Raw genomic sequence first — 21,790 nt, 5'->3', positions numbered from 1 at the left:
TGTGGCGTCCGAGCATGATTTCGCCGATGCATTCCTATTCTTTCGCTTCGTCGCGAACGCAAACGACGGCGTAACATCCCACGAATCGTTACCGGATCTCGATGCAGTGGCGCGTCGCCTCCGCGATCCAGATGGCATCGCCGTGGGCGCGCGCCGACGGCATCTGCTCTGGTATGACAACAGCTTTTCCGGACGAGCACTCAGTGGATGGCTGCGCGCCCGTTTCGCGCTCACGTCGGCGGCCGCCACGGGCGTGGCCACGGCGTTGATGCTTCGCGGAGACGTGCTCCACGTGTTCGACGACCGTCCCTTCGAACCGACCGGTGAGCTGTATCGCTTACGGTGAGGTGCTTCTCTTCACGGCGCAGCGATCCTTGTGTCGGCGCGGCGCGAACTACCGTCGCGACCTCCACGAGAGCGCGCGCACATCGGCGATGGCGGTGCCGCCAGTTTGCTCCGTGTCCTGCATCAGGCCCACGGCGACGACGGCACGTGGCGTGCCGCCCCAGATACGCTGATAGTCGCTGAACGGATCGAGCACGGTCTCGACCCACGCGGTCGAGGCAGCGTCCGGCTCGAGCCGGATCACATGGAGTGTGCGCGACTGAAAGCTGGGCCGGCTATACCCCGACGGTTCACCGGTACCGGATGTGTAGAACAGCGTGCGCGGCGTCCGTTCAAAAATTCCCTGCGTGGCAAACACCACGAACACGCGCAGCGCGGCATCGTCAGTAGCGGCTGCACGCAGGTCGGCGCCGGCGGGAGCGACCAGCACGCGCCACGAGACGGCGAGTCGCATGGTCGAGGGAGCTTCCGGTGCGTCCAGACGGTTGACGAACCAACCCGCACTCCCGGTGCCGGCGATCCGCACAAATCGCGTGCCGGCAGAATCGAGAACCGTTGCCGTCGGGGAACGCTGGCGGCGTACCGGAATCGCACTCCACACGGGTGGCAGCCCGCCGCCGAGGCGGATGGTGTGAAGGCGGAGCAAGTCGACGGGTTCCGCCGCGCCGAATGCGGTGAGAAGTAGTGCGCACCATACGATACGTGATCGGCTCATGCGTCGCCGTGAGTTGGGGTGCTGCCGCGCAGTCTCGCACGGCGAAAGAGGTCATCGTATCGTTCCCGGTGTTCCAAGGTAGCGCGTCGGCACAATCCGGAGGCGCTCGATTTTCTATCTCGCGTTCATCAGTGCACGTTGCAGCATTCTTCAGGCCGCCGCTCTCGCGATCGAGTGAGTATGCAGCGCATTCGGGTTCAGGGTGTCCACCACATCACGCTCGTGGGCTCGGCGCGTCAGTCTGCGATAGACTTCTGGCAAGGCGTTCGGGGATGCCATTCATCGTCGAACAGCCCAACCTCGGGCGCGAGTCCGAAAATCACTTGTGTTTCGATCCTGGGGACGGACGCCTGCGCACAGTGGTCACGACCGAGCATACGCCCGACGCGGGCCGCTCCGCCCCGCGTGTGGTCGGTTGGCTGCAGCAGATCGCGCTCAGCGTGTCGAAGGCCACGTTGCAACAGCCGCCAGCGCGGCTCCAGCAACTCGGCATCCGCGGTGAACAGTGCGATCGGGGCTTCTTGGACTCTCTCTCTCCGTGATCCGAACGACGTCAAGGTCGAACTCTCGTGCTACATGTTCGAAGCGCCACGTGGCTTCCGTCATGCGTCGTTCTGATCGCAAGCCGCGACCAGCTGGATTAGGGCGATTCCGGGGTGACGATGCGGAGTTTACGGCGTCTTCCCTTGAGCGGCGCCGTAGTCGCTCGCCCTTCGGCCGACTGGATGGCGCACGCGGTCTTCCGACAGCAGCATATGCCCTTCTCCAGCGACTCCGTCCCGCTTTCGCCCGCCGTGCACATGGCACGGCTCACCGATCCTGCCCGACTCGCGGCGCTCGAAGCCTCGCTCCTACTCGACGGCGTCGGTCTGCCGATTCTCGATCGGCTCGCGCGCATCGCGTGTGCGTTGCTCGCGGTGCCGGTCGCGCTTGTCTCGCTCGTCGACGATCACGGGCAGCACTTTCCGGGGCTTGCCGGTCTTGAGGGGTTTGCCGGTGACGACCGTGGTACGCCGCTCTCACATTCGTTCTGCCAGTACGTGGTGACGAGCGACTGCGCTATGTTGGTCGAGGACGCTGCCCTCAGTGAACTGGTGCGCGACAACCTCGCGCGCCGCGATCTGGGCGTTGTCGCGTACGCCGGCGTGCCGTTGCGCAACGCAGAGGGTCAGACGCTCGGGGCGTTCTGCGCGATCGATACCAAGCCTCGCGCGTGGGCGGACGACGACCTGAGTCTTCTCGAGAATCTGGCAGCCGCGGCGATGGCCGAGATTCGCGCACGATCGCAGGCCTGTCGTGAGTGAGCAAAGCACAGCGCCCGTAAATGACGTCGAGCTGCCCGCTCTGCCTGCTGCCGACTTCGCCACCCTTTGTGGGCAATTGCTCGACCTGTTGTCGGCGGGGGCACCGGGGTTGAGCTTGCATGGTTATCTGCAGCGCGCAATGGTGTTGCTGCGGCGTGGGGAAATAACGCTGGTGGTGGAAAGCGGGAGGGTGCGCGCCAACGGCTCCGCTCTCGGCACGCGTACGAATCGCACGTGGCATGCCCTCATGACACAGCATCGGGTGCAGCGCGTCAGCTTCGCGGCCGGCGCAAGCGACCGTGAACTTCTCCAATTCCTCGCGTTACTGGTCACCTCGCAGTCAACAGCGGCGCAATCGTTCACTGAACTATGGCACGAGCTCGGTGCGTGGCGAATTCACGCGACGGTCGAGCCGAACGGACCCGAAGCGTCGTCTGCCACCTCTCTAGAGGTGCAGAGCCTCTTGGCCGAGTTCGCTTCGCATGGCTCTGGGCGCGCGATCATGGCCGATGAGCTTTTTCTGTTGTGTCGCGAAGTGCTCACCGGCGCGTCCGTCGGCGAGAACAGCCCGATGGGAAACGCGCTTCGGGCTGCGGGGGCGCAGGCTACGGAGGCGCTGTTGTTGCTACTGGCGGAGTCGACCAGTGGCAGTCAACGTCGTATGCTCTACGAGGCGATTCTCGAGATCAAGGACGGCTGCTCGCATCTGATCACGGCGCTCGCTCATCCGTTGTGGTTCGTTGCACGGAACGCGGCCGCACTGCTCGGAGAAGGACGGGTCGTCACGGCCGACGAGGCGCTCTGTGTCCTTCTCTCCCATGAGGACTCGCGTGTCCGCGCCGCGGCGGTGACCGCCTTGAGTGCGTTGCAGACACCCGCTTCTCTGGGTGCCTTGCATCGCGCCGTCGGTGATTCTCACGGTCGTGTACGTGAGGCGGCCTGGCGGGCGTGGACACATATCGCCGCGGCTCCGTCAGCTTCGGCACTCGATGCCGGCCTGCGTGCTGAAAGCGATGTCGATACGCAACGCGCGCTCCTCGACTGCGCGGCGGCGCATCCTGACCTCGACGTGAACGCGGCATTGGTGCGTTTTTGCGCACGTAAGTGCGCGGGTGAATCGGATCCCGAGTTGCTCATCTACGGCGTCGAGCTGTTATCGCATAGAAAGCCTAAAGCGGCGTTCCCGTTCACTCGACGACTGGTGGATCGCTGGCCAGCCCAAACACGTCAGAGCCGCGTGGTCGAGGCATCTACCTGACCGTTCCGCTCTCGTTCGGCGGTCCGCACGGCGTCGGGCGGACCGCCGCTGTGTTCTTTTCCCACGGGACGGGTCGTCACGGCAGCTTGAAATAGACGAGCTCGCCATAAGTACCGGCGGCCGGCCGATCGACGAATCGCAAGATCGTGCTCCGTGCTAAACTGTGTACATGCCCCCCAATGCATTACAGGTTTCGTCCTCCTCCCCACGCTGCGTGTGACTCGGTCGAATATCTGCCCCCGCTGTAGCGAAGCCTACGACGACGACGTGGACTTCTGCGCGAAAGACGGTTCCCGTCTCATTCGTGGTGGACAGTTGGCAGACCTGATCGGCAGCGTCATTGCGGAACGTTATCGTATCGTGTCGAAGCTTGGCGAAGGTGGCATGGGCCAGGTGTACCTGGCCGAGCATGTGCGCATGAAGCGCAAGAGCGCGGTCAAGATCATGCGACCGTCCCTCGTACATGAGGTCGAGGCGCTGCAGCGCTTCACGCGAGAGGCGGAGAACGCCAGCCAGCTGTCACACCCGAATATCGCAGCGATCTTCGATTTCGGAGAGAGCGCGGAGGGCGTGGTGTATCTCGCGATGGAATACATCGATGGCGAGACACTGTCTGCGGTCATGGCCAGCGACACGTCGCTGCACCCGCAAGAGGTCGCGGACATCATCGGTCAGGCGGCTGACGGTCTGCAAGTAGCGCACGACATGAACATGTTGCACCGCGACATCAAGCCGGACAACATCATGCTCGGTAAGCGCGTAGACGGCACGTATTTCGTGAAGCTCGTGGACTTCGGCATCGCGCGAACGATCGGTGGTGGAGACCAGAAGGTCACGCGAACGGGCTACGCGGTGGGCACGCCGGAGTACATGTCGCCGGAGCAGCTGGCGGGCGACTTGCTCGACGCGCGCAGTGATCTGTATTCGCTGGCGTTGGTCGCGTTCGTGGCACTCACTGGCAAGCAGGCGTTTCCGGCTTATTCAACGAAGGAGGCGCTCATCCTGCGGCTCACGAGCCGACCGCAGTCGCTGCAGCAGGCTCGCGAAGGGGTGGAGTGGCCGGAGTCGCTGCAGGAGGTGTTCAACCGGGCCTTGTCTCCCGAGCCGTCGGAACGGTTTGAATCGGCCGCGAATTTTGCCGAGGCACTGTCGGTAACGATCAACAGCATGACGCCGACGCAAACGACGGAGATGTACCGTCGCGCCCTCGACGCACGGACCGCCAGCATCGTCGCGCGTGCGCCCGGTGGTGCGAGTGCTCTGGTATTGTCGGGAGAGCGAGCGGTCGACTCTCGCAGCGGCAGCATGCGCGTGGCGGGAGCCGGTTCCAATGGCGCTGGCGCGGCGGTCACGGTAGCGCCGACCGCCAAGCCAAAGGCGCGCTGGCCGTTCATCATCGGCGGAGTGATGACCGTCTCGGTGGCGGTAGCGCTGTACCTGGTGAGCCGTGGTAAGGCGACATCGGAAGTGCCGACCGTGATGGATTCCATGGCGGCGGTCACGTCGCCGGTGTTGGCGCGAAGTGTCGCGTCGGTCTCGTCGGCGAAGCCCGAGAGCACGTCTACGCCTCCAGCTGCCGAGAGAAAAGTGCCTGCACCGACCAGTGTCGATGCGGGAGACAAGGCGGCGACCGGTCGCCTGAAAAAGGCTAAGGCCGACTCGGTGAAGTTGACCGTAACGCGTGCGAAGCTTCTGGCCGACAGCATTACCAGCGCGTCAGCGGTACGGGCGCGCTATCCGGAGGCGCCGGCACGCGCGATGATCCAGCGTGGGATCGATGTCAAGGCACACATCGTGAAAAGCAACGATGTGCGAGTGGTGATCATGGCGACGCCGATGTTCATGGCGCGTGCCGAGACGGCACGGGTGTTCAAAGACAACACGACGAAAGCAGACGGTAGCGCTTACGACGCGGCCGACCCTATCGAGCGATGGAGTGCGTGGAATGGCTTGGTGTCGAGCCGACGCGCCGTGTATGTGCTGGAGGTAGCCCCTGACAAGACGCCGTGGCCCACGCTCGAGCCTGATCGTGTGGTCGACTTCAAGAAGGGCGACGTGACTGCGGTTGAGCTCCTCCGCGATGGTGTGGCAGTGCACCTCGATGGTGCGGCGCAGCTGCCCGCCGTGGTGAACGGCGCCTTGCAGCTCGCGGCGGGGAAGAAGGTTTTCAATACCTTTGTGGCGACGATTCCGCCCACGGCGTTCATCCCGCGCGACGACGCCACGTTCCCCAAGGTCGAAGTGCTGGTACGCGATGCAACACGAGGTGGCGACGTCACGCGCATTCAGCTCTCTGAGTCGTTGGTGCGCCGATTGTACGGCGAGTTCGCTCCCTGGAGAGACGCGTTGGCCCGGTAGCTGTGAGGCGCCGGCGAAACATTACTTTTGTCCCACCGTACATTACTGATATTCTTTACTCCCGCCACCCGCGAATCCATATGCATACTCTTCCTACCCGCGCCGTGCTGGTCGTTGCCGCTGCGGCGGCCTTTGCCGCCTGTGCGCCACGAAAGCCGGTTACCGCGCCCTCCCCCGCGAGCGATCCCCGTAACAACCTCAAGGCCGGTCTGTTCGACGCGGCGGAGTACACGTCGAACCTCAAGGTCGTATCGAGGTCCGTGTCGCCCAAGGGGTTTCTCGGCGAGACCAACTCCGACCTCGCCTTCACGGGCAACTACGTCATTCAGGGCAATTACAACGGCCCCGTGGTGTGGGATATCAGCAACCCGTCGCAGCCGAAGCTGGTGGTCGCGTACGAATGCCCGGCCTCGCAGAACGACGTGAGCGTGTACAAGAATCTGATGTTCATGTCGGCCGAAGCGATGAATGGCCGCGTGGATTGCAAGCCCGGTGGTGTGAAGGACGTCGTGAGCAAGGACCGCGTGCGTGGCGTGCGCATCTTCGACATCACGAACATTCGTGAGCCCAAGCTGGTGGCCAATGTGCAGACGTGCCGCGGTTCACACACGCACACGGTGCTCGAAGATCCGAAGGACAAGAACAACGTCTACATCTACGTGTCGGGTTCGTCGGGCATCCGTCCGGCCGGTGAGTTGGCCGAGTGCGTGGCCGCGCCCAGCGGCGACGCGAACTCGTCGCGGTTGCGTATCGAGATCATCAAGGTGCCGCTCGCCGATCCGGCTGCGGCGGCCGTCGTCGGTCGCGCGAATATCTTCGCGGGACTGGGCGCGTCGAAGAGCCACGGGGCGTCGCCGGCCGACAAGGCTGACATGGATGCGGCCAAGGCCAAGGGTGCGTTCACGATCATGATTCCGGCCATGAACGAAGAGGTGGTTCTGCCGAATCAGTTGGTACAGCCGGTGCTGGACAGCATCATGAAGGCGCGTGGTGCAACGGTTGCGACGGCTGCGGATACCGCAGCGGCACGCCCGGTCGTCAACGCATTCGTAACGCGCATGTTCGCCGCGCAGGGCATGGACAAGCCGCCGGTGGCTGCCACCAGTGTAAGCGAAGGGTCGCAGTGCCATGACATCACGGTGTACCCCGCGCTTGGTTTGGCGGGTGGCGCCTGCGAAGGACACGGCCTGCTGCTCGACATCAGCAACCCGATCGCACCCGTACGTCTCGACGCCGTGGCCGATTCGAACTTCGCCTACTGGCACTCGGCCACGTTCAACAACGACGGCACGAAGATGCTGTTCAGCGACGAGTGGGGTGGTGGTGGTTCGCCGAAATGCCGTGCGCTGGACAAGCCGGAATGGGGCGCCAACGCGATCTTCGCGATCGTGAACAAGAAGCTCGTGTTCCAGAGCTATTACAAAATTCCCACGTATCAGAGCAAGAACGAGAACTGCGTGGCGCACAACGGCTCGCTGATTCCAATTCCCGGTCGTGACGTGATGGTGCAGTCGTGGTACCAGGGCGGTATCTCGGTGTTCGACTGGACCGATGCGGCGCACCCGAAGGAGATTGCGAGCTTCGATCGTGGTCCGGTAGACAGCACGCGTATGGAAATGGGCGGCTCGTGGTCGGTGTACTGGTACAACGGCAACATCGTGAGCTCGGAAATCGCGCGTGGTATGGACGTGGCGCAGTTGATACCGAGCGAGTTCATCTCGCAGAACGAGATCGATGCCGCGAATACGGTGAAGTGGGATTATCTCAATGCGCAGGGCCAGCCGAAGATCTCGTGGCCGCCCAGCTTCGCGCTGGCCAAGGCGTTCACGGATCAGTTGGAGCGAAAGGGTTGTGTAGCGCCGGCCAGGATCAGTGACATCCGGTCGCAGATCGCCAGCGCCGAGCAGGCGAGCGGCGCGGCGCGAAACGGTGCCCTGAGCAAGTTGGTGACCGACGTGGAATCCAATCGCAGCTGCGATCCGGCGAAGGTGGACCTGCTGAAGAAGGCGCTGCAGGATTTGCAGGCGCTGGCGATGTAACTGATGATCTCACCTTTTGTCGTATCGCGTGTCGTTACCGCGAGTGCGCTCGCCGCTACCTGCGCACTCGCTGCCTGCACCCCGAAGTCCGAAACCGTGGCCGACACCACCGTCGCGGCGGTCGTGACGGATACGTTCCCGTCGCAGGAAGGCATGATCGACGTGCCCGGCGGCAAGGTGTGGTATCGTAAGATCGGCAACGGCGCGGGCGTGCCGCTGTTGGCGATGCACGGCGGCCCCGGCGGCACGTCGTGTTCTTTCGAGGTGCTTGCGCCACTTGCCAACGATCGGCCGATCATCTTTTACGATCAGTTGGGCTCCGGTCGCTCCGAGCATCCGACCGACACAACCCTCTGGAATTTCCCGCGCTTCGTGCAGGAAGTGGACGCCGTACGCCGCGCGCTCGCGCTGGATAGTGTCCACCTGCTCGGTCACTCCTGGGGCGGTTCGTTGGCGGCCGAATACATGATTGCCACCAAGCCGACGGGGGTGAAGTCGGTGATCTTGAGCAGTCCGCTCATTTCGACGCCGCGGTGGATTGCTGACGCTGACAGTCTGCGCGAGCAGCTGCCGGAATCGATCCAGAAGGTACTGGACGAAAACGAGAAGGCGGGTACGCTGAATTCGCCGGCGTACGCCGCAGCCACGGATTCGTTCTACGCACGACACGTGAAGCGGTTGCCGACCGTGCCGATCGCGCGCTGTGCCGGCGTGAAGGGGAACGATACGATCTACCGTCAGATGTGGGGACCCACGGAGTTCCTGTCGAACGGAACGCTCCAGTCATGGACGCGCTCGGCGGATATGGACGAGATCACCGCGCCGACGTTGTTCATCGCGGGCGAATTCGATGAAGCACGCCCGACGACGCTCGAGGAATTCCGCAAGACCATGCGCGATGCACGGTTGGTGGTGATTCCGGGCGGGGCGCACGCGGCAATGCGTGAAAAACCGGCGGAGTACATCGCCGCCGTGCGTGCCTTCCTGGCTGAGGTCGAGAAGCCGAAACGATAGCGCCTTGACGGACCCTATGTCCCGTCGCTTAGCTCCATACTGACACACCACCCTTGGGAGCTTCCATGCGCATGATTCCTGTCCTGACGGCCGCCGCTGCCCTCGCCGGATCCGGCTTCGCCGCCGGGCGGGCGCGACCCGCCGCTGCCGCGACACCCACGGCGTCGATGGCCGCCGCTGCCGACGAGCACGCCAGGCGCGAGATGTCGTCGATGCCCGTCGTCGTGGTCTCCACCATGCCGAGCGAATCAGCGCAGCAATCCGGTGGGATCCCGGCGTCGGCCGGCACCGCGGCCGCTCGCCTTGCGGCGTCGCCGCGTCACGCCGAGTGGGTGGCGACCAAGGTGAATGCGACGGACAGTGTGATGGCGTGGGTGGTCTATCCGGAGCGCAAGGACAAGGCGCCGGTCGTGATCGCGTTGCACGAGAACACCGGGATCAACACGTGGACGCGTTCGGTGGCAGAACAGCTGGTGGCCGACGGGTTCATCGCTATCGCGCCTGATTTCACGACGATGTACCGCACGGGGGATCTCGAGGCCGATTCGGCGTCCGATCAGGGGCGCGCGGCGATCGGACAGGTCACGCCGGAGGTTGGCACGCGCATTCTGGATGCGGTCGCGAAGTACGGGATGTCATTGCCGTCGGCGTTGCCGAAGTACGGCATCGTGGGCTTCTGCTGGGGCGGTGGACGTTCGTTCCTGCATGCCACTACGGCGTGGCCGAAGAGCGCTGCGCGCGCGCGACATGCATGATCATGCGCTGATTCTGCAAGAAATCCTGCGCGGCTACGCGTTGCCGCTGGACGGCGCTCACGGCGTGGTGCATTGGGCGCGTGTCATCGAGAACGGATTGCGGGTGGCCGAATCGAACGGCGCGGACGCGGACGTCGTGGCGCTGTTCGCGCTGTTTCATGATTCACGACGGGTGAATCAGCATCGCGACGACGGTCATGGCCAACGGGGCGGCGAGCTCGCGCGTTCGCTGCGCGGCACGCTGGTGCATCTCGACGACGCTCGCTTCGACCTGCTGTACGAAGCCTGTTTGCTGCACACCGATGGCCACACCACCGGCCATCCGACGTTGCTGGCCTGCTGGGATGCGGACCGGCTCGACCTGGGCCGCGTGGGCATCACGCCGCGGCCGGAGCTGTTGTGCACCGATGCGGCACGCACGATGCTGCCATGGGCCGACGCGAGGGCGACGAGTGCGCATGTCCCCGAGACGGTGCTGGCCTCGTGGAGAATGACCCGGGCGCTGATGCCTGTCGAATAGGGCGCACGTCATCGCGTAGTCATTCACGACCTTCTCTCTTTGGGTGCAATGGTGCGTTTCGTTCGATTCGGTATCGTCACGCTCGCGGTCGTTGGCGCGGCGCTCGTGGGCTACGGCTCGTGGAGGAACCCCGAGCAGGGGCCGCTGAATGCGGCGGCCCGCACCGGCGTGCCCGGTCAATTCGTGGCGCTCTCGGGCGGCGTGACCCACTACGACATTGCCGGCCCCGACACGGGGCGCGTGGTGGTGCTGGTGCACGGCTTTTCGGTGCCGTCGTACATCTGGGATTCCACGTCGACGGCTCTCAGCGCGGCCGGCTACCGCGTGATTCGGTACGACGTGTACGGTCGCGGCTGGTCCGACCGTCCGGATGCGGCGTACGACGGCGCGATGTACGATGCGCAGCTCGATGAGTTGCTCGATTCGCTGCATATCACGCAACCGATCGATTTGGTTGGTCTGTCGTTCGGTGGATACGTGACGTCGCATTACGTGGCCGGACATGCGGCGCGCGTGCGCACGCTCACGATGATCGACCCGGCCAGTACGGCGCGTGAGCTGCCGGGATTCCTGTCGTGGCCGGTGGTGGGCCCGTGGATCTGGCAGACCACGCAGGTGCCGGGCATGGCCGAGGGGCAGGCTTCGGACTTTCTGCATCCGGAGCAATTCCCCACGTGGGCCGAACAATACCGACCGCAGATGCGCTACGACGGTTTCGGTCGCGCGCTGCTGCGCAGTGCGTTCACGATGCGCCGCACGGATTTCGGCGCGCTGTTTGCGGCGGCGGGCAAGACGGGCGTGCCCGCGTTGTTGGTGTGGGGCAAGCAGGACCGGACGGTGCCCATCGCGCTGTCCGCGGTGGCGCGCACGCATATGCCGTCGATTGAATTCTTTGCCGTGGACTCGGCGGGGCATTTGCCGCACATCGAGCAGTCGGCGCTGGTGCATGCGAAGATGCAGGAGTTCTTTCGCGCGCACCCGCGTTCCCTTCCTTGATCCGTTCTGATCCTTTCTCCGAGATGCTCGTGCTCCGCTTCCGTCGGCTTGTCCGCTCCGCGCTCCTGCTCACGTCCGCCTTGCCGATGCTCGCGCTCTCACGCGTGGTCGCGGCCCAAGCCACGTTCCCGGGCGGAGCGGTGCAGGGGCCGCGCTGGCGTCACATCGGCCCCTTCCGCGCCGGGCGCACCAAAAGCGCCGTGGGGGTACCGACGCAGCCGAATGTGTTCTATATGGCGGCCACCAACGGCGGCGTGTGGAAGACCAACGACGCCGGCCGCACATGGAATCCCATCTTCGATGCCCAGAACACGGGCTCGGTGGGCGCGGTGGAAGTGGCACCGTCCAATCCGAACATCCTGTACGTGGGCAGCGGAGAAGGGCTGCAGCGCCCCGATCTGAGTACGGGCAATGGGATGTATCGGTCGAACGACGCCGGTCGCTCCTGGGCGCATCTGGGACTCCGTGACGGGCAACAGATTCCGCGCATCGCGATCGACCCGACCAACCCCGAGCGGCTGTTCGTGGCGGTGTTGGGTCATCCGTACGGGCCGAATACGGAGCGTGGCATCTACCGCTCGGTGAACGGCGGACAGTCGTTCGAGCGCGTGCTCTACAAAGACGAGAACACCGGTGGCGCCGATGTCGTGCTTTCGCCGAACGATCCGAACACGGTGTACGCGGTGCTGTGGGAAGCACGTCAAGGGCCATGGGAGAACGCGGCGTGGAGCGGACCGAATTCGGGGCTGTTCAAGAGCACCGATGGCGGCGCCACGTGGACCCAGCTGGCGGGCGGATTGCCCACCACCGCCGAGGGGCTCGGACGCTTGGGCGTCGGTATCAGCCCCACGAACCCGCGGCGCATCTACGTGACGGCCACGGCGGGGGCCAGGAGCGGCCTTTATCGCAGCGACGACGCCGGGGCGACCTGGACGCGGACCACGTCGGACAATCGCATTTTCGGACGTGGTGACGACTTCGCCGCCGTGACGGTGGACCCGCGCGATCCGAACACGCTGTACTCCATGAACGTGGTAGCCTGGAAGAGCACTGATGCGGGCGTGACGTGGACGGCGTTGCGCGGAGCACCGGGGGGCGACGACTATCAGCGGTTGTGGATCAATCCGCTGGTGCCGACCACGATGCTGCTGGTAGCCGATCAGGGCGCGGTGATCACGGTGAATGACGGCGAGACGTGGAGCTCGTGGTACAATCAGGGCACCGCACAGTTCTATCACGTCACCACCGACAATGCGTGGCCGTACCGCGTGTGCGGTGGCCAGCAGGAATCGGGTTCGGCCTGCGTGAGCAGTCGTGGCGACGACGGCAGTATCACCTACCGTGACTGGCGCCCGGTCGGTGCGAGTGAGTACAGCTACGTGGCCCCCGATCCGCTCAACCCGGACATCGTGTACGGTGGCACGGTGTCGCGATTCGATCGTCGCACGGGGCAGACGCAGAACGTGAGTCCCACCGTGGGACGCACGCGAGGTGCGGCGGGCAGCGGGCCGGATTACTTCCGCGGCATACGCACCATGCCGATTCTCTTTTCGCCGATCAATCCGCGAAAGCTGTACTACGGCACCAACGTGGTGTGGAGTACCGTGAACGGCGGTAGCAGCTGGACGCGACTCAGTGACGATCTCTCACGCGACACGTGGAGCGTGCCCGCCAGCGTGGGCAAGTACGCGAGTACGCCGGCCGCCAAGCCCACGCGCCGTGGTGTGGTCTACACGATCGCGCCGAGCTACGTGGACTCGAATACGCTGTGGGCAGGCACCGACGACGGCCTGGTCCACATCACGCGCAACGGCGGTAAAACGTGGCGCAACGTGACCCCGCCGCAGATCGGTGCATGGTGGAAAGTGTCGATCATGGACGCGTCACACTTCAGCGCCACCACGGCGTATGCGGCGGTGAATACGCTACGCCTCGATGATCTGCGGCCGCATATTTATCGCACCCGCGACGGCGGTACCACATGGACCGAGATCGTGAGCGGCATCGCTACCGATGCGCCGATCAACGTGGTACGTGAGGATCCGAAGCGACGCGGCTTGCTGTACGCGGGCAGCGAAACACAGGTGTGGTTCTCGCTCGACGATGGCGATCACTGGCACTCGCTGCGCGGCAATATGCCGGCGATTTCAATCCGCGATCTCGTGATCAAGGACGACGACATCGCGGTGGGGACGCACGGTCGTGGTTTCTGGATTCTCGACAACGCAACGGCACTACGGCAGTGGAACGAGAACAGCGCGACGGCGCCGGCAACGTTGTTCAAGCCGGCGGTCGCCACCCGCGTGCGCTACTCGATGTACACCGATACACCGGTGCCCCCCGATGAACCGCGGGCGGAGAATCCGCCCGACGGCGCAATGATCGACTACTTCTTGTCACGTGATGCGCAGGCGGTGTCGCTCGAGATTCTGAACGCGGCGGGTCGCGTGCTGCGCACGTTTACGAGCACAGATCCCACGCCGCTGCCCACCGACGCCGGCAACTGGCCGCGCTACTGGTTCCGCGCGGCCGCGGCACCGAGTGCCAAGGCCGGGCTGCAGCGCTTCACGTGGGACCTGCACTATGCGCGACCAAGCCTCGAGTGCTCACTGCCGATCTCGGCCACGCCCCACAACACGAAGTGCGAGCCCGAGGGGCCGTGGGTGATGCCGGGTGTCTATACCGCTCGCCTCACGGTCGATGGCGCGATACAGTCGCACACGTTCACCGTGCGCATGGACCCGCGAGTGAAGACAGCGCGGGCCGGGCTTACGCAGCAGCACGATCTGTCGCTGGCATTGTACGACGCGATGGTTGAAGCGCAGGCCCTGGCCGCCGAGGCTCGATCGAGCGGGCGTACGACGTTCGCGGGTCAGGATGCTTTCGGGGGCGTTGCCGCTTCACACCAGGCCGTGATCGACGTGTTGCAGGAGAGCGACGCGCCGGCTACGGAGGCGATGGTGCAGACAGCGAAGGCGCATTTGGCGGCTTACGCGGTGCTCAAGGCGCGGTGGATGGCGAAGTAGGGACCAGCGACTCCGCGATCACTTCGGAGGCGCCTTGTAGCCTGCCGGCACACCATCCGGATGCATCCGGCACGCCGGGGGCTGCTCGACCGTGTACGTAAAGTTGGCAATGCGCCACGTGGAACCCACCTGCACCAGCGTGAGCAAGTCGATGCCGCAGTGCGACCACTTGCCTTCGGCCCACAAATCGTAGGGCATCCACACACTCGCGATCGTGCCGGCCACGCGCACGGTCGCGTCATAGCCGCGCTCGATGATCGGCGCGCGCTTGCCGGCGGCTCGCTGCGCTGCCATGGTGCGCACCGTGTAGGTGCCACCGCGACCTGTCTGCTCCCGAGCGGGGAAGAACTGCGCTTCGGGGAGCATGAGATCCGAAAGCGCGATCAGGTCGCCGCTATTGATGTGTCCGAGCGCCGAGTCGACGACAGCCATGACGGCAACGCGCCGGGCATCGCCGCTGGGTAGGTCGACGTTCGGCCCGCGTGCGCGCGCGATCGACGCGCAGCCGCTGAGGGCCAACGCTAAAAGCAGTGTCGTGAAACGTGTGCGCATGATCTGATGAGTGAAGGTAAGATTAGGAAAGCGCGGCGCGGACGCCCGGTAAGTTTCGCCCCGGACACGCGACCGACGAACTGCGCCGGCATCGTCGGCCCGATCGCGGCGGGATAGGCCCGCAGCAGAAAGCTGCCCACGGCTGTGAAGCGACCATCGGCGTCGAGCGGCACGCGGCCGCGTCTATTGCCGTAGGTGCAACCGACATGCACGTGCGCGATCGTGTCGTTCACGAGCACGCCGGCGCTGTCGCCACCCCACCTGCCCGCGGCGAGACGAGCATCAAACGGCGGCCCATTGCTGACGTCGCCGCGACAGCCGACCGTTACGATGAGTGTCACCGTGAGGGCCGGGATGATGGCGCGCGTACGCACCAGTAGACTGGCCATCACGCCGGTGTTGGCGGTGCCACGAAGCGCTGCGAGCGCTGCTCATACGCGTGTGCCAGCGCAAGCAGGCGCACATCGCTGCCGGGGAGGCCCACGAACGACAGATTGCCGGCGGGCAGGCCGTTCACGCCGTAGCCGGCCGGCACCGAGACCTCGGGCAGTCCGAGCCAGTTGCCGTAGCCCAGCGTGGTGCGCACGTCGGGCCACGGATCGGTCGCGATTGGCGCACCGAACGGCATCGTGGGGTACACCATGGCGTCGATACGTCTTGCCGCGAATGATGCAGCCAGCTGTGCCACGGCTTGTTCGCGCGAACGGGCGAACGAGATACTCGCGGCATCTTCCTCGTACGGCTGCACGATGAGTTGCCGCACGGCATCCCAGTCGGCGGGTAGTACGTCGTAGAAGGCACGGAAGGCTGCGAGGCCACGCTGGACGTTGCGCTCAACGGTTCGCTCTGCGTCACCACGTCTGGCGAAGTAGCGCAGGAGTGCGTTGGCTGTTGGTGCGGGTGCGTTGTGATTCGGGACCACGTCACCGCGAGCAGTGGCCAAGGTGGCGAACACATTGCGCACGTTCACGCGATCCACCGGTGGCACGAACGCTTCGACCACGGCACCGGCGCTTACACAATCCGTGATCGCGCGGTCGAACACGCCGATGCATTCGGCAGTCATCCGCGCGCGCGGCACGTGCAACTCCACGAGTCCGAGTCGAGCGCCCACGAGTGCGTCGTCGCGAAGGGTACCGAGCCGGCCACTGGTATACGGGGAGCGATCGGCGAGACCATCGGATGCATCGGGGCCCGCAATCGCATCGAGCATGAGCGCGGCATCGGCCACGGTGCGTGCCAGCGGGCCGTGCGTGTCGAGATAGGGCCACGTGGGAATGACGCCGGTGCGCGGCACCAGCCCGAACGACGGCTTCATTCCCACGACCCCGGTGAATTGAGCAGGGATGCGATTCGATCCGCCGTCGTCGGTGCCAAGGGCGGCGAAGGCCATACCGCAGGCAACGACCACCGCCGATCCCGCGCTCGATCCGCCGGGCGTCCGCAATCCGGCACGATCGTGCGGATTGCGCACCTGTCCCGTAAGCGAGCTGGTGCCGTTGCCGCGGTACGCGAAATCGTCGGCGGTCGTTTTGCCGAGCAGCACGGCACCAGCTGCGCGAAGCCGCTGCACCTCGAGCGCATCGCGGGTGGCCGGCGCGGGGAAAAGGCGCGCCCACTCCGCACTCGACGCCGTGGTGGGCAGCCCTTTCATGTCGTAGATCGACTTGGCGAACAGCGGGACGCCGTCGAGGGGGCCGATCAACGCGCCGCGTCGTGCCCGGGCGTCCGACGCGCGCGCTTCGGCGATTGCACTATCGGCCAGTTGATCGATCGCGCGCAACGTGCCATTCCAGGCGCGACTGCGTGTGAGCGCCTCATTGGTGACCTCGACGGCGGAGAAATCACCACGGAGGCGTCCCGCCTGATACTGTGCGATCGTGCCCGCGAGTGGATCGCTGGCACGCGCGGGCCAGCCAACCATAGGCATGGCAAGCAAGGCGCTGAGCCGTGCGAGGGCTTCGCGGCGAGTAGGCGACATGGCGGGCGTTACGGGAGGTCGACCGCGCGTTTGCCAAGCGGTGCAAACGACACCGCAGCCAGCCGAAAGTGCGCGAAGCCGAACGGAATACCGATGATTGTCACGCAGTAAGCAATGCCGGCAAGCACGTGCGAAATCCAGAGCCAGATGCCGGCGAAGATGATCCAGAGTAGGTTGGCGAAACCCGTACCCACGATCTGGTCTTCGCCCACGGTGCGCGCGTCGACCAGCGTGCGGCCGAATGGCCAGGCGGCGAAGCCCGCGATGCGAAAAGCTGCGACGGCGAAGGGAATGCCGACCACGGTGATCGCGAGTAGCAGTCCGAGCAGCATCCACGCGATCCCGGCCACGAAGCCGCCGCCGATGACGAACCACAGGATGTTGAGCAGCAAGGTCATGAACTCGCTCGTATAGAATGCTCATCGAGCACCGCGCGGACTTTCTGCGCGAGCGTCGATGCCGTGAAGGGCTTTGACATGAGGTCGACTTCCGCCTCCAGTACGCCGTGCCGAAGGACGGCATCGTCGGTATACCCGCTCATGTAGAGCACCGCAATCTGCGGCAGTCGTTCCCGCAGGGCTTCCACCAGTGCCGGGCCGCTCATATTCGGCATGACCACATCGGTCACGAGCAACGCAATCGGCTTGGCGGTCGAGGCGACGACCTCGAGCGCCTCGACGCCGTCGCGTGCGGTCAGCACGTCGTAGCCCTGCGACTGCAACGCACGCAACGCGAGGGCCCGGACACCGCTGTCGTCTTCTACCAGCAGGATCGTTTCCGCACCGCCTCGCACACTGCCGGTGCCGTTCTCGACGATGGTGGACACTGATGTGGACACGGCGGGTAGATAGATCCTGAACGTCGACCCGTGTCCCGCTTCGCTGTGCACGTGAATGCCGCCGCCGCTCTGCTGCACGATGCCGAACACCATCGACAGCCCGAGTCCGGTGCCTTTGCCCAGGCCCTTGGTGGTGAAGAACGGCTCGAAGATGCGCGAGAGCACATCGGGCGTCATGCCGGTTCCGCTGTCAGTGATCCGGAGCATCACGTGCGGGCCATGCGGTACGCCCAGCTGCATCCCGGTAAACGTGTGATCAACCTCGACGTTGCGGGTCTCGATGCTGAGCGCACCACCGGTCGGCATCGCATCACGAGCATTCAGCGCGAGGTTCATGAGGATCTGATTCAACTGACTCGGGTCGGCGCGTACGGCCGCGACGTGCGAGTCGAGCGTTGTACTGAGCGAGATGTCCTCACCGATCAGGCGGCGCAACAGCTTGGACGTATTGAGCACGATCGCGTTCACATCGATCACTTCCGGCAGCAACAATGCCTGTCGACTGAAGGCAAGCAGCTGGCGCGTGAGGGCGGCGGCCCGATCGGCCGCGTCGGAGATCTCCTGAACGGACTCCTGCACGTCCGGTGAACTATCCGGTAGTGACAGCAGGAGCCCGCTGTGACCGGTGATGATCGTGAGCAGGTTGTTGAAGTCGTGCGCGATACCACCGGCAAGCTGTCCGACCGCCTCCATTTTCTGTGACTGCTGGAGCTCCTGCTGCAGTTGATTCCGCTGCACCTCGGCCAGCTTACGATCGGTGATGTCACGACTGATGCCGACCAGTCCGGTGATCTCCCCCTGCGCGTTGCGCAACGGCACCTTGATCACCAGGAACCACCGCGTACTGCCATCGGGTAGGGGGCGGGATCCCTCTGAATTGAGTATCGCGTTACCGGACAGCACCTGCGCGTCTTCGGCGTCACGCACGGCAGCGAACTCCGACGGCCAAATATCGAACGCCGAGAGTCCGATGACTTCATCCTCGCGTTCCTTCCCGAACTGGATGCAGGCGGCGCGATTGGCAAGCTCGAAGCGGCCGTAGCTGTCTTTTGTGAAGACGACGTCCGGCATCGCGTCGATCAGTGTGCGCAGCACGGCTTGCTGGCGTTCAAAGGACGAACGGGCGAGAATCTCCTGACGCAGCGCTTTCTCCATGGCCGTAATGACGACGTCTATGGCCAGAGTGAGCAGAATGGCGATCAGCGCGAAATTCAGGGTAATCGTGATCCAGCCGCTCCGACCTTGTGACGACGCGACCATGAACGTGTCCGGCGCGGCAAATCCGACGGATCCGATGAGGAGCAACGTGATCGTACTCAGTACCGTGGCCGCCAACCCGGCGCGCGTTCCGAGCAGCAGCGTCGTCATGATCGAAAAGCCGAGCAAGAAGATCTGGCTGATCGAGCCGACCCACACCACCAGCCCCGCGCCGAGGCCATACAGGATCAGGCAGAACACTGTCGCGCGCACCGTGAAGGGCAGCTGCTTCAGCACAACGAGCGTCGCGAGTAGAACCACCGCGAGCACATCGATCAACACGACACCGAGAAGCCCGGCACGAAGCGCCATGATGACGCTGGGAATGCACACCAGCACGCCGAGGATCAGCCCGGTGCGCATGATGACCGTGAGCAGCGTTGTCCGCCACTCGGCGGCATCGGACACGACCACCGTACCGAAGGAATTACTCATTTGAAAACCGCGTGTTCGCCGCGATCGTCGGCCGCTTCGCCACGCAGTCGCCTGGCGAAGAAGTCCACGAGGGTATCCTGGCCTGTAGACGGCGTGGCCGCCGCGTCGTAGCGCTGCGCCGACGCATCCCAGACGAGCATGGATTCCGTGGCGTAGTAGCGACCGATACGGGCCAGTTGTGCCTTGTCGGCGAGCGGCGGTACCACGCGACCAAGCACGCTCAACACGCCGATGATGGTATCGAGCAATAACACCGGCACATGCTTGAAGCGGGGTTCGCGTCCGAGCAGGGCGAAGAGCTGCTCGCCTTGCTCACGGGGCGTCTGTGCCTCGCCGGGACCGCCGATTGGTAACACGCGATTCTGCCGCGCAGGATCGGTGAGGCAGCCCACGAGAAATTCGGCCAGATCGTCGTCGCTGATCGGCTTGCACGCGGTGAGCGTGCCATCGCCGAACACGAGGAACGGCTTGCCGCGCCGCACGCGGTCCACTTGTCCGGACAGCGACTTGAAGAACGCCGTGGGGCGCACGATCGACCACGTGAGCCCGGATTCTACAAGCGCCGCTTCGAAGGCGAGCTTGGCCTCCTGAAAGGCCAGCAGTGGCTTTTGCACGCAGATGGCCGAGAGCAGCACCATCTGCGGCACACCGGCGGTCTGTGCCGCACGGAGGACCTGTAGATGCGCCTGATGGTCGATGGCCCATGCATCGCGTGGCACGCCGGACCGCGAGGCCAGGCAGGACACGACCGCGTCGAAGTGCTGACCCATGAAGCCGTCGCGGGCGATCGAAACGGGGTCGGTGACATCACCCTCGCGTACGGTCACGCCTGGGGAGGCGGTCGCACCCGCACGACCAAAGCAAACGACCGCGTGTCCATGGCGAATCAACGCGCGCACCGTGGCGCGACCGATGGTGCCGGTAGCGCCGAGCATGAATACGCGAAGCGGATGTGAGGTCATTGCGGAAAGATGGCGCGCGGGCCCTCCGCTGGGAATGCAGAGGCCCACGGCGTACCTTCCCTCTTCTTATTTCGGACACGCGAGCGCCCATGAACGACCTCACGATCGACAACGCCGGTTTGGCCCTCGCGGCCTCGGTGTACGGCCGGCCGGACGCACCGCCGGTCCTGCTGTTGCACGGCATCAGTAACAGTCGTGACGTGTGGTACGACTGGGCCGTCGAGCTGAGCGATCGCTATCGCGTGTACACGCTGGACTTTCGTGGACACGGGCATTCGGGGCGCGCCGGGCGCTACGCCATCGCCGACTATGTCTCGGACGCGGAAGCGATGCTGGCCGTGATCGGGGCGCCGACGCATGTGGTCGGTCACTCGCTGGGTGGCGTCGTGGCCGGTGCCCTGGCCCAAAGCGATAGTGCTCTGGTGCACTCGGTGCTGATGCTGGACCCGGCATGGTATTTCGGCATTCCCGAGGAGTTTGCACGTACGGTGTATCCGAAGCGGTTCGCGCTGTTGATCGGGATGATCACGCAGCTCCGTGAGGCTGCAGCTCCTCTCGATGCCTGGGTCGCTGCGGTGGCGAATACGCCGCATCCGTCGGGCGGTGTTTTCACCGACCATATGGGACACCGGCAGATAATGAGCCACGCGTCGGCGCTGCAGCGCCAAGATCCCACCTGCTGGCGGATTCCGGTGCAGGAAAGCTTTGCGGGGCTCGACACGACGGTGCCGTTCCGTCGGCCAACGAAGCTGATCCGCTGTGATGCCACGCTGGGTGCGGCGTTCATTGATGCTCATGCGGAGCGGATTCGCACGGTGAATCCGTCGCTCGACATTGTGCACTACGTGGGATCGGATCACTTCCCGCAGCGCACGTACGCGTTCGCCGAGCGCTTCCGTTTAGATCTTGAGCAGTTCCTGCGTGACGCGTAACCTTGAGATCGCTGAACTGATCACCACCTCTTTCCCTCAGCTCTTCGGGGTTTCGTGTGGGTGACTCGCTGCCCATCGGCCCGCTGCGTTGCCTCACCGACCATGGCCGCGGACCTATCGGTAAGAGACGTCTGCGCCTCTGCGTTCTCCGTTGCTCTGCGTGATCAGTGCTCGATCGACCCGAGCATCGCCGCCAGTGATCTGCCCCTGAACGGATCACTCATCGACGGACAGCCTGCTGAACTGATCACGCGGAGGTCGCAGAGGCGCAGAGCACGCAGAGGAACAGTCCAACACATATGGCTCTTGGGGTTACTGACCAGGCCGCTAATTAGTGCATAGTGCTGTCATGCGGCATACTGCACGTGCTGCTCGTGGAACAGGTTCTGCATGATCTGCGGGTGCTTCTGGCAGCGGACGAGATGTCGGCGCACGGGAGCCCTCATCTCGGCCACAGCATCACGCGAACGTCCGCCTTGTTCTCTGCCACGAACAGTTTCACG

General features: G+C 64.6%; 19 protein-coding genes. 12 read left to right on the top strand and 7 right to left on the bottom strand.

What is annotated here, in order from left to right; translation table 11 throughout:
- The coding region (locus tag ACESNG_RS10755) for a DEP domain-containing protein (RefSeq protein ID WP_373068926.1) at positions 1-346 on the top strand (346 nt) is incomplete at its 5' end.
- Positions 347-394: 48 nt separating this feature from the next.
- On the opposite strand, the gene ACESNG_RS10750 is transcribed toward ACESNG_RS10755, so the two are convergent.
- Positions 395-991 carry a DUF3047 domain-containing protein gene (locus tag ACESNG_RS10750; RefSeq protein WP_373068924.1) on the bottom strand — a complete coding sequence of 199 codons (597 nt, stop codon included), beginning with the start codon at positions 989-991 and terminating at the stop codon, positions 395-397.
- A 341-nt stretch (positions 992-1,332) separates the two neighbouring features.
- Here ACESNG_RS10750 and ACESNG_RS10745 point away from each other — a divergent pair, with 341 nt between their 5' ends.
- The 10 genes from ACESNG_RS10745 to ACESNG_RS10700 all read left to right on the top strand — a co-directional run bounded on the left by ACESNG_RS10745 (position 1,333) and on the right by ACESNG_RS10700 (position 14,330).
- Positions 1,333-1,602, top strand: a complete 270-nt coding sequence (locus ACESNG_RS10745) for a hypothetical protein (RefSeq protein WP_373058788.1) — start codon at positions 1,333-1,335, stop codon at positions 1,600-1,602.
- Positions 1,603-1,746: 144 nt separating this feature from the next.
- Complete coding sequence (locus ACESNG_RS10740) at positions 1,747-2,364, top strand: GAF domain-containing protein (RefSeq protein WP_373058786.1); 618 nt, start codon at positions 1,747-1,749, stop codon at positions 2,362-2,364.
- On the top strand, positions 2,357-3,622 hold the full coding sequence (locus tag ACESNG_RS10735; RefSeq protein WP_373068922.1) for a HEAT repeat domain-containing protein: 1,266 nt from the start codon (positions 2,357-2,359) through the stop codon (positions 3,620-3,622). Before ACESNG_RS10740 ends, ACESNG_RS10735 begins: the two co-directional genes overlap by 8 nt.
- 216 nt (positions 3,623-3,838) lie before the next feature.
- Positions 3,839-5,980: a serine/threonine-protein kinase gene (locus ACESNG_RS10730; protein WP_373068920.1), complete on the top strand. Its 2,142-nt coding sequence runs from the start codon at positions 3,839-3,841 to the stop codon at positions 5,978-5,980.
- Positions 5,981-6,060: 80 nt separating this feature from the next.
- Positions 6,061-8,019, top strand: a complete 1,959-nt coding sequence (locus tag ACESNG_RS10725) for an LVIVD repeat-containing protein (protein ID WP_373068918.1) — start codon at positions 6,061-6,063, stop codon at positions 8,017-8,019.
- A gap of 3 nt (positions 8,020-8,022) precedes the next feature.
- Positions 8,023-9,033, top strand: a complete 1,011-nt coding sequence (locus ACESNG_RS10720) for a proline iminopeptidase-family hydrolase (RefSeq protein ID WP_373058778.1) — start codon at positions 8,023-8,025, stop codon at positions 9,031-9,033.
- Between the two features lie 65 nt (positions 9,034-9,098).
- Positions 9,099-9,788, top strand: a complete 690-nt coding sequence (locus tag ACESNG_RS10715; protein ID WP_373068916.1) for a dienelactone hydrolase family protein — start codon at positions 9,099-9,101, stop codon at positions 9,786-9,788.
- Positions 9,781-10,308 (top strand): hypothetical protein, encoded by a 528-nt coding sequence (locus ACESNG_RS10710; protein ID WP_373060696.1) that lies wholly within the window; start codon positions 9,781-9,783, stop codon positions 10,306-10,308. The genes ACESNG_RS10715 and ACESNG_RS10710 overlap by 8 nt, the downstream gene beginning before the upstream one ends.
- Before the next feature lie 48 nt (positions 10,309-10,356).
- Positions 10,357-11,304 (top strand): alpha/beta fold hydrolase, encoded by a 948-nt coding sequence (locus ACESNG_RS10705; RefSeq protein ID WP_373060697.1) that lies wholly within the window; start codon positions 10,357-10,359, stop codon positions 11,302-11,304.
- A gap of 23 nt (positions 11,305-11,327) precedes the next feature.
- Complete coding sequence (locus ACESNG_RS10700) at positions 11,328-14,330, top strand: WD40/YVTN/BNR-like repeat-containing protein (protein ID WP_373068914.1); 3,003 nt, start codon at positions 11,328-11,330, stop codon at positions 14,328-14,330.
- A gap of 18 nt (positions 14,331-14,348) precedes the next feature.
- Here ACESNG_RS10700 and ACESNG_RS10695 read toward each other — a convergent pair whose 3' ends face one another.
- Genes ACESNG_RS10695 through ACESNG_RS10670 form a run of 6 tightly spaced genes read right to left on the bottom strand, consistent with a single transcriptional unit; the run spans position 14,349 to position 20,328 of the window.
- On the bottom strand, positions 14,349-14,882 hold the full coding sequence (locus ACESNG_RS10695) for a hypothetical protein (protein ID WP_373060699.1): 534 nt from the start codon (positions 14,880-14,882) through the stop codon (positions 14,349-14,351).
- Positions 14,852-15,271, bottom strand: coding sequence for a hypothetical protein (locus ACESNG_RS10690; RefSeq protein ID WP_373068912.1), 420 nt, complete (start codon positions 15,269-15,271; stop codon positions 14,852-14,854). Before ACESNG_RS10690 ends, ACESNG_RS10695 begins: the two co-directional genes overlap by 31 nt.
- The gene (locus ACESNG_RS10685; protein ID WP_373060700.1) at positions 15,271-16,863 is read right to left on the bottom strand and encodes an amidase; all 1,593 of its coding nucleotides are present in this window, start codon (positions 16,861-16,863) and stop codon (positions 15,271-15,273) included. Before ACESNG_RS10685 ends, ACESNG_RS10690 begins: the two co-directional genes overlap by 1 nt.
- Before the next feature lie 8 nt (positions 16,864-16,871).
- Positions 16,872-17,261 carry a YccF domain-containing protein gene (locus ACESNG_RS10680; RefSeq protein ID WP_373060701.1) on the bottom strand — a complete coding sequence of 130 codons (390 nt, stop codon included), beginning with the start codon at positions 17,259-17,261 and terminating at the stop codon, positions 16,872-16,874.
- Positions 17,258-19,393, bottom strand: a complete 2,136-nt coding sequence (locus ACESNG_RS10675) for an ATP-binding protein (protein WP_373060702.1) — start codon at positions 19,391-19,393, stop codon at positions 17,258-17,260. The genes ACESNG_RS10680 and ACESNG_RS10675 overlap by 4 nt, the downstream gene beginning before the upstream one ends.
- Positions 19,390-20,328 carry an NAD(P)H-binding protein gene (locus ACESNG_RS10670; RefSeq protein ID WP_373068928.1) on the bottom strand — a complete coding sequence of 313 codons (939 nt, stop codon included), beginning with the start codon at positions 20,326-20,328 and terminating at the stop codon, positions 19,390-19,392. Before ACESNG_RS10670 ends, ACESNG_RS10675 begins: the two co-directional genes overlap by 4 nt.
- 116 nt (positions 20,329-20,444) lie before the next feature.
- On the opposite strand from ACESNG_RS10670, the gene ACESNG_RS10665 reads away from it, so the two are divergent.
- Complete coding sequence (locus ACESNG_RS10665) at positions 20,445-21,287, top strand: alpha/beta fold hydrolase (RefSeq protein WP_373068910.1); 843 nt, start codon at positions 20,445-20,447, stop codon at positions 21,285-21,287.
- Positions 21,288-21,790 lie beyond the last annotated feature (503 nt).

The organism is Gemmatimonas sp., assembly GCF_041689975.1.
GTDB lineage: Bacteria > Gemmatimonadota > Gemmatimonadetes > Gemmatimonadales > Gemmatimonadaceae > Gemmatimonas.
Note: the sequence above shows the minus strand (reverse complement) of the source record. Positions and strands in the feature narration are given on the sequence as shown.

Excerpts from the sequence above, each read along its gene's own strand:
- ACESNG_RS10745 (WP_373058788.1), top strand. The coding sequence starts at position 1,333 with ATGCCATTCATCGTCGAACAGCCCAACCTCGGGCGCGAGTCCGAAAAT.
- ACESNG_RS10725 (WP_373068918.1), top strand. The coding sequence starts at position 6,061 with ATGCATACTCTTCCTACCCGCGCCGTGCTGGTCGTTGCCGCTGCGGCG.
- ACESNG_RS10720 (WP_373058778.1), top strand. The coding sequence starts at position 8,023 with ATGATCTCACCTTTTGTCGTATCGCGTGTCGTTACCGCGAGTGCGCTC.
- ACESNG_RS10715 (WP_373068916.1), top strand. The coding sequence starts at position 9,099 with ATGCGCATGATTCCTGTCCTGACGGCCGCCGCTGCCCTCGCCGGATCC.
- ACESNG_RS10710 (WP_373060696.1), top strand. The coding sequence starts at position 9,781 with ATGCATGATCATGCGCTGATTCTGCAAGAAATCCTGCGCGGCTACGCG.
- ACESNG_RS10705 (WP_373060697.1), top strand. The coding sequence starts at position 10,357 with ATGGTGCGTTTCGTTCGATTCGGTATCGTCACGCTCGCGGTCGTTGGC.
- ACESNG_RS10700 (WP_373068914.1), top strand. The coding sequence starts at position 11,328 with ATGCTCGTGCTCCGCTTCCGTCGGCTTGTCCGCTCCGCGCTCCTGCTC.
- ACESNG_RS10695 (WP_373060699.1), bottom strand. The coding sequence starts at position 14,882 with ATGCGCACACGTTTCACGACACTGCTTTTAGCGTTGGCCCTCAGCGGC.
- ACESNG_RS10690 (WP_373068912.1), bottom strand. The coding sequence starts at position 15,271 with ATGGCCAGTCTACTGGTGCGTACGCGCGCCATCATCCCGGCCCTCACG.
- ACESNG_RS10685 (WP_373060700.1), bottom strand. The coding sequence starts at position 16,863 with ATGTCGCCTACTCGCCGCGAAGCCCTCGCACGGCTCAGCGCCTTGCTT.
- ACESNG_RS10680 (WP_373060701.1), bottom strand. The coding sequence starts at position 17,261 with ATGACCTTGCTGCTCAACATCCTGTGGTTCGTCATCGGCGGCGGCTTC.
- ACESNG_RS10675 (WP_373060702.1), bottom strand. The coding sequence starts at position 19,393 with ATGAGTAATTCCTTCGGTACGGTGGTCGTGTCCGATGCCGCCGAGTGG.
- ACESNG_RS10670 (WP_373068928.1), bottom strand. The coding sequence starts at position 20,328 with ATGCTCGGCGCTACCGGCACCATCGGTCGCGCCACGGTGCGCGCGTTG.
- ACESNG_RS10665 (WP_373068910.1), top strand. The coding sequence starts at position 20,445 with ATGAACGACCTCACGATCGACAACGCCGGTTTGGCCCTCGCGGCCTCG.